The organism is Phytobacter massiliensis JC163, from assembly GCF_000321045.1.
Classification (GTDB): Bacteria; Pseudomonadota; Gammaproteobacteria; order Enterobacterales; family Enterobacteriaceae; genus Phytobacter_A; species Phytobacter_A massiliensis.
The window spans coordinates 625118-631359 of record NZ_HE578947.1 but is presented as its reverse complement, the minus strand read 5'-3'; the positions used below and the strand labels follow the sequence as shown (position 1 = coordinate 631359).

At 55.6% G+C, this 6242-nt stretch carries 6 protein-coding genes; 3 read left to right on the top strand and 3 right to left on the bottom strand.

Annotated elements, in window-relative coordinates:
• Nucleotides 1–921: GMP reductase (locus tag ENTHG_RS16950; protein ID WP_044182264.1), on the bottom strand; the 921-nt coding region annotated here is incomplete at its 3' end.
• Nucleotides 922–1280: 359 nt separating this feature from the next.
• Between ENTHG_RS16950 and coaE the strand changes: the two genes are divergently transcribed.
• The 3 genes from coaE to yacG are packed head-to-tail and all read left to right on the top strand — an operon-like array spanning nt 1281 to nt 2848.
• A complete protein-coding gene (gene coaE, locus ENTHG_RS16945; RefSeq protein ID WP_044182260.1) occupies nt 1281–1901 on the top strand; it encodes a dephospho-CoA kinase in 621 nt (206 codons plus the stop codon).
• Nucleotides 1901–2644 carry a cell division protein ZapD gene (gene zapD / locus ENTHG_RS16940; protein ID WP_044182256.1) on the top strand — a complete coding sequence of 248 codons (744 nt, stop codon included), beginning with the start codon at nt 1901–1903 and terminating at the stop codon, nt 2642–2644. Before coaE ends, zapD begins: the two co-directional genes overlap by 1 nt.
• 9 nt (nt 2645–2653) lie before the next feature.
• Entirely contained in the window at nt 2654–2848 is a 195-nt protein-coding gene (gene yacG / locus ENTHG_RS16935) for a DNA gyrase inhibitor YacG (protein WP_044182253.1), read from the top strand.
• Between the two features lie 49 nt (nt 2849–2897).
• Here yacG and mutT read toward each other — a convergent pair whose 3' ends face one another.
• Together mutT and secA are read right to left on the bottom strand one after the other, a co-directional pair.
• Complete coding sequence (mutT, locus tag ENTHG_RS16930; protein WP_044182250.1) at nt 2898–3293, bottom strand: 8-oxo-dGTP diphosphatase MutT; 396 nt, start codon at nt 3291–3293, stop codon at nt 2898–2900.
• Nucleotides 3294–3509: 216 nt separating this feature from the next.
• A complete protein-coding gene (secA, locus tag ENTHG_RS16925) occupies nt 3510–6215 on the bottom strand; it encodes a preprotein translocase subunit SecA (RefSeq protein WP_044182248.1) in 2706 nt (901 codons plus the stop codon).
• Nucleotides 6216–6242: the final 27 nt, after the last annotated feature.

Here is a 6242-nt window from a genome sequence, read left to right as displayed (position 1 = left end):
ATCGCGCGCGGTGTTTTCCACCGGCCCGCGCAGCGGCAGCTTAACGGTTTTACCTTCTGCGGCACGGTACTGCGCAACGCCGCCAACATGACGGGTCATGGCTGACTCGGAGCTCATGCCGTAGAACAGCATAAACTTCTCGCCGTTCTCTTCCACCACGGTTCCGCCGCTCTCTTCGTGACCTGCCAGCATACCGCCCAGCATAACGAAATCCGCGCCGCCGCCGAACGCTTTTGCCACGTCGCCCGGTACGGTGCAGCCGCCATCGCTGACGATTTGCCCACCCAGGCCGTGTGCAGCATCCGCACACTCGATAACGGCGGAAAGCTGCGGGTAGCCCACGCCGGTTTTCACACGTGTGGTGCAAACGGAGCCCGGACCGATACCGACCTTAACGATATCTGCGCCAGCCAGAATCAGCTCTTCGCACATTTCGCCGGTCACGACATTGCCCGCGCAGATCGTTTTGTCCGGCCAGGCTTCGCGCGCTTTAGCGACAAACTGTACGAAGTGTTCGGAGTAACCATTCGCCACGTCGATACAAATGAAATTCAGCCGATCGCTAATGGCCAGAATCTGCTTCGTTTTTTCGAAATCGGTGTCGGAGGTGCCGGTAGAGACCATGACATGGCTTAGAACCTCAGCGGACACGGAGCCGATAAAGCCCTTCCACTCTTCTACGCTGTAATGTTTATGGACCGCCGTCAGGATGTCGAACTCAGCCAGCGCTTTCGCCATGCCAAACGTTCCAACCGTGTCCATATTCGCAGCGATAATCGGCACGCCAGACCATGTCTGACCAGAGTGTTTAAAGGTGAATTGACGTTCGAGTTCTACGTCGGAACGACTTTTGAGGGTAGAGCGTTTAGGGCGGATAAGAACGTCTTTAAAGCCTAATTTCAGATCTTCTTCGATACGCATGTACGGATTCCTGGGGTTAATGGCGAACAACGCAGACTTGCAAACACACAACTCCAGTGACGCTATCATACGCACTAATCAGGACTCCGCAAGACTGCGAAATTCTCTTTTTTTACGTTACAATCCCAGAAATTTACCTGGTGCACAGCCCTGCTAAACGGTTATTTCTGTCGCCTTGCGCGGATAAAATACAACCTATTGATACAGCATATAAATATTTACCCTGAATCAATCGCTATGACGGGTATACGCGCCTTTTCCTGCGTTTCGCTTACGGACGTCACGATTCTTGCAAACCGGGAAAAGAAAAATCGCATAGACTATGATTTTTTATTACCGACTTTTTGAGATCAGGCGTTATGGGGTATACGGTCGCGTTAACCGGCGGCATTGGTAGCGGCAAAAGTACGGTTGCGGATGCGTTCGCCCGTTTAGGTATTGATGTCGTGGATGCGGATATTATCGCCCGTCAGGTGGTTGAACCGGGGACAGCTGCGCTCAGCGCCATTGCTGAACATTTTGGCGCAGAGATAATCACGCCAGAAGGAGCATTAAACCGCCGCCTGCTGCGTGAGCGCATCTTTGCTTCTCCATCAGAGAAAAGCTGGCTTAACGGCCTGCTCCACCCGCTTATTCATCAGCAAACCCAGCGTCAGATTGCCGCGGCCACCTCGCCTTATGTGCTGTGGGTCGTGCCGCTGCTGGTAGAAAACCAGCTACAGAGTAAAGCCGACCGCGTGCTGGTCATTGATGTCTCCCCGGAGACGCAAATCCTGCGAACCATGCAGCGTGACGGCGTCAGTCGCGATAGCGCTGAACATATTCTTGCCGCGCAGGCCACACGCGAAGCGCGTTTAGCCGTCGCGGATGATGTTATTGACAATAATGGCGCACCAGATGCGATTGCATCGGATGTTGCCCGCCTGCATGCGGCCTATTTGGGCTACGCCTCGCAGGCTGTATCACAGGAAACTCGCTAATGCAGACCCAGGTCCTATTTGAACACCCGCTTAACGAAAAAATGCGCACCTGGTTGCGCATTGAATTTTTGCTCCAGCAGCTCACGGTCCGCCTGCCGATTAACGATCATGCCGACGCGCTGCATTTCTTTCGCAACGCCGGTGAACTGCTGGATGTATTCGAGCGTGGAGACATACGTACAGAACTGTTAAAAGAGCTTGAGCGCCAGCAGCGCAAGCTGAAAGCCTGGGCTGAGGTGCCGGGGGTGGATGAAAACCGTATTGAAGCGCTCCGCAATCAGCTTAAAGAGACCGGCGCCAAGCTGATAAACGCGCCTCGCATTGGTCAACTGCTGCGGGAAGACAGGCTGATTGGCCTTGTGCGTCAGCGCCTGAGTATTCCAGGGGGGTGCTGCAGCTTCGATCTTCCTACCCTGCATGTCTGGCTGCATTTACCGCAGCTGCAGCGCGATGAACAGGTCAATACCTGGCTGGAAAGCCTCGCGCCACTGATCAACACGCTGACGCTCATTCTCGATTTAATTCGCAATGCCGCGCCGTTTCGCAAACAGACCAGCCTGAATGGCTTTTACCAGGATAACGGCGAGGATGCCGATCTTATTCGCCTGCATCTGGATCTGCACAGCCAGCTTTATCCGCAAATTTCCGGGCATAAAAGCCGTTTCGCCATTCGCTTCCTGCCGCTCGACAGCGAGCATGGCACGGTGCCTGAGCGTCTGGATTTCGAACTGGCCTGCTGTTAAGGAGTAAAAATGTCAGAAGCCACCTGGGTAAACTGCCCCACCTGCAGTAAAAAAGTCCTCTGGAGCGAGGCAAGCCCGTATCGTCCTTTTTGTTCAAAACGCTGCCAGCTGATAGATCTGGGCGAATGGGCGGCGGAGGAAAAACGAATCCCCAGCGCTGGCGATATGTCCGACAGCGACGACTGGAGTGAAGAACAAAAATAGGCTGGTCGCCGGATGGCAGGGGTTACGCCATCCGGCACGCTGCTTAACGCTAAGAGAGAGGCTGTTTGAGTTTGCTGATAACCGGTTCGTTCGCGGGGGGAAACGCTTCCGCCTCCAGCTGAGAGTGGTGGAGCCATTGTCCAGGCTGCCCCTCTTTGCCCCACGGCTCCCCCTGCCACGCCTCGACAAGATAAAACCAGAGCGTAATGTGGCGATCCGGGAAGCGGTATTCCAGCTTATCGAACAGGGTAGCATCGCGCACGGTAATGCCAACCTCCTCCTCCAGTTCACGAACCAGCGCCTGCTCAGGCGTTTCACCCTCTTCAATCTTGCCGCCGGGAAACTCCCACTTGTTGGCCATGTGGGCGTCAGCAGCGCGGCGGGTGATAAAGATCTCCCCCTGAGGATTGCGAATAATTCCGGCAGCGATGTTCAGCACTTTCATTAGCGTTACTCCATAAAAAAGGCGCAGATGTCTGCGCCTCAGACTGCTGACAAAGCCAACAGGAATTCATGGAACGGCGTAGCCCGGGTAAGCGTCAACGCAGCCAGGACTCCCGGATGCGGCGAAACGCCTTATCCGGGCTACCGTCATTACGTCGCTCTTTCGTCACCTTGTAATGCCCGCTGAACGTTACGCGGGCAACAGGTATGCTGGCTGTTAGCTCAGACGGCCATGGCACTGTTTATATTTTTTACCGGACCCGCAAGGGCACGGATCGTTGCGGCCGATTTTACGCTCGCCGGTTTGCGCGGCCAGCGCTTCAGCCGCCTGCGCATCGTCGTCGCTATGGCTGAGCTGCTGCATCTGCGCCAGGCGTTCAGCCTCTTCGCGGCGCTGCTGCTCCATCGCTTCCACCTCTTCCGGCATGCGCACCTGAACCTTGCTCAGCGTGCTGATCACTTCATATTTCAGCGATTCAAGCATAGCGGCAAACATAGAGAAGGACTCGCGTTTGTACTCCTGTTTCGGATCTTTCTGCGCGTAGCCGCGCAGATGGATACCCTGACGCAGGTAGTCCATTGCCGCCAGGTGCTCTTTCCACAGCGAATCCAGGGTTTGCAGCATGACGCCTTTCTCGAAGTGACGCATCATTTCCGCGCCAACGACTTCCTCTTTACGCTTGTAGACTTCTACAGCCTGAGCAAGGATACGTTCGCGCAGCGTCTCTTCATGCAGCTCCGGCTCTTTGTCCAGCCACTGGGCAATAGGCAGGTCGAGATCGAAATCCGTTTTCAGACGCTCCTCAAGGCCCGGGACATCCCACATCTCTTCCAGCGACTGCGGCGGAATATGCGCATCGATGGTGGCTTTGAAGACGTCCTCGCGGATGCTGTTGATGGTTTCGCTCACGTCGGAAACATCCAGCAGCTCATTACGCTGGGTGTAGATGGCGCGACGCTGATCGTTGGCCACGTCATCGTATTCCAGCAGCTGCTTACGAATATCGAAGTTGCGGCTTTCAACTTTACGCTGCGCGTTCGCGATAGCTTTAGTAACCCACGGGTGCTCGATAGCCTCGCCCGGCTTCATGCCCAGCTTGCGCATCATGCCGGAGACGCGATCGGAGGCGAAAATACGCATCAGCGCATCTTCCATAGAGAGGTAGAAACGGGAGGAACCCGCATCGCCCTGACGACCGGAACGGCCGCGCAGCTGGTTATCGATACGACGCGATTCGTGACGCTCAGTACCAATGATATGCAGACCGCCCGCCGCCAGAACCGCATCATGACGCACCTGCCAGTCGGCCTTGATCTGCGCAATCTGTTCCGGGGTCGGGTTGTCCAGCGCGGCAACTTCCGCCTGCCAGCTACCGCCCAGCATAATATCGGTACCACGGCCCGCCATGTTGGTGGCGATGGTCACGGCAGCCGGATACCCCGCCTGGGCAACGATCCCCGCTTCGTTGGCGTGGAATTTCGCGTTCAGCACGTTATGCTTGATGCCGGCTTTGGTCAGCTCGTTGGAGACCACTTCCGATTTTTCAATGGAAATCGTCCCCACCAGCACCGGCTGGCCCTTCGCGGTACGCTCTTTGATATCTTCAATGATGGCCTGAATTTTTTCCGCTTCGGTCATGTAGACCAGATCCGGCATATCCTTACGGATCATCGGACGGTTAGTCGGCACCACCACGGTATCCAGCTTATAGATGGAGCTGAATTCGAAGGCTTCGGTATCTGCCGTACCGGTCATACCCGCCAGCTTCTCGTAAAGACGGAAGTAGTTCTGGAAGGTAATGGAAGCCAGGGTCTGGTTTTCATTCTGAATGTCCACCCCTTCCTTCGCTTCGACAGCCTGATGCAGGCCGTCAGACCAGCGACGCCCCTGCATAGTACGGCCGGTGTGCTCGTCGACGATGATAACTTCACCGTCTTTAACGATGTAGTCAACATCGCGGGTGAACAGCGCATGGGCGCGCAGAGCGGCGGTAACATGGTGCATCAGCATAATGTTGGCTGGGGAGTACAGCGACTCGCCCTCTTCCATCATGCCTTCGTTCACCAGCAGCTCTTCGATCAGCACCAGACCCCGTTCGGTAAGGTTCACCTGGCGCGCTTTCTCATCAACGGAGAAGTGCCCCTCGCCCTGGAAGGTGTCAGAGTCTTCTTTTTCCTGACGCACCAGGTGCGGGATGATTTTATTCACTTTGCGGTACAGCTCAGAGCTGTCTTCCGCCGGGCCGGAGATGATAAGCGGCGTACGGGCTTCATCAATGAGGATGGAGTCCACCTCATCCACCAGCGCGTAATGCAGTTTACGCTGAACGCGCTCTTCCGGGCTGAAAGCCATATTGTCACGCAGGTAGTCAAAGCCGTATTCGTTGTTGGTGCCGTAGGTAATATCAGCGGCATAGGCTTCACGTTTCGCTGGCGCAGGCATACCCGGCAGGTTAATGCCGACGGTCATGCCGAGGAATTCAAACAGCGGACGGTTATTTTCAGCATCGCGCTGGGCCAGATAGTCGTTGACGGTCACCACGTGGACGCCCTTGCCGCTTAACGCGTTCAGGTAAGCCGGCAGGGTCGCCGTCAGGGTTTTACCTTCACCAGTACGCATTTCCGCGATGCAGCGGTCGTTAAGCACCATGCCGCCCAGCAGCTGCACGTCGAAGTGACGCATACCGAAGACGCGCTTACTCGCCTCGCGAACAACGGCAAAGGCTTCCGGAATCAGGCTTTCTACCGTCTCGCCTTTTTCCAGGCGCGCGCGGAACTCTCCGGTTTTGGCTTTCAGCTCATCGTCAGACAGCTTTTCCATTGCCGGTTCCATCGCATTGATGATACCTACCGCTTTACGCATACGACGCAACGTACGATCGTTACGACTACCGAATACTTTTGTTAACAGTTTAATTAGCATAATAAAATCTCAAACGCCCCGCTCCGC